General features: G+C 49.6%; 2 protein-coding genes and 1 pseudogene. 1 reads left to right on the top strand and 2 read right to left on the bottom strand.

The genetic code is table 11. The features are described 5' to 3' along the window. Positions 1–310 (top strand): hypothetical protein (locus tag MKD50_RS30450; RefSeq protein WP_252669766.1); only part of this gene is annotated, 310 nt, incomplete at its 5' end. Here the strand turns inward: MKD50_RS30450 and MKD50_RS30445 are convergent. Together MKD50_RS30445 and MKD50_RS30440 are read right to left on the bottom strand one after the other, a co-directional pair. After that, positions 234–751, bottom strand: a pseudogene (locus tag MKD50_RS30445) (DUF2165 family protein). The gene MKD50_RS30450 and the pseudogene MKD50_RS30445 overlap by 77 nt on opposite strands. A gap of 72 nt (positions 752–823) precedes the next feature. Beyond that, on the bottom strand, positions 824–1,017 hold a 194-nt coding region (locus MKD50_RS30440; protein WP_252669765.1), incomplete at its 5' end, for a hypothetical protein.

Here is a 1,017-nt window from a genome sequence, read left to right as displayed (position 1 = left end):
CGATGAGTACTTCAGCAGCCTGTTAAGGCACCCTGCAAGGCTGCACAGCGAAGAAACAGAAACGGCGAATCAGGTGGGAGCGTGGGAACCCAAACCTGCCGCAACCAAGCGGTTTGCAAGCCCGTGGATAACCGTTCTAAGGCCCGCCATTAATTTAATTTCGCCACAGATTTTAAGGGCGTCAAATAGTGTTGCTGCAGTCATGGGTGCAGCCCATGTCAATGAGCTTCTGCCTATAGGCCGGTTCTGTCGTGGTTTTTTAAAGCATCATTCTCCTGGCTCACAAAGATCAGCACTGACAGGATCGTGATAAAAAATCGGAACGCATCTGGTATCCCATTCCACTGTTTCGACATCCACATACCGAACCATTCCCCTCCAATCGACATGAACGCAACCTGCAATGTTCAAAAAACCTAGCGTCAGCCCGGCGTTGGCAAAGCCTTTCGCGCGCTGAAAGGCCATGTGGGAATCATGCCGGGCACACCACAAGCGATTGCTACCCATCCAGCAAAAAACCGCCGTTACAGTCTCTAGGTGTGATAATGCACACATAGGCAACATGATGCAGAATTGGCGAAGTGATAGTTCGATACATGTTTCTGCTACTTGGAAAGGTCGTGTCCATTAGAAGGACATGACGGATAAAGACGAAATTTGTAAAGTAATCGGTTATATTGTTAAACGCGACCAAAGAGGCAAAGAGCGCGATGGCAACGACCATCAGTGTCTTGGAGATTCGTAGGGCCATAGATTTATCGCTTTGAGTTAGTGCCATCAGAAAGAACCTCTGCGCCGACCCCAATGTCCAGGAGTCCGTCCTTCAGGCCATTGTTTCTGGACTCGGGGTTGGCAACGGGTGACCACCCATCGCCGCTCGCAATATTGCGCATAACAAATGCTGGCGCAAGGAGTGTGCCAGACGTTTGCGCGAACTCACTCTAGGTTTCTGTTCCTTCAACTTGATCGCCTCAAAGCGAGTTAAATTTGATCCACCTTTTTCAGTAACGTCAAAGG

It is taken from the genome of Cupriavidus mimosae (genome assembly GCF_023952485.1).
Taxonomy (GTDB): domain Bacteria; phylum Pseudomonadota; class Gammaproteobacteria; order Burkholderiales; family Burkholderiaceae; genus Cupriavidus; species Cupriavidus taiwanensis_C.
The sequence above is the reverse complement of the archived record's forward strand: the minus strand, read 5'-3'. Positions and strand labels throughout refer to the sequence as shown.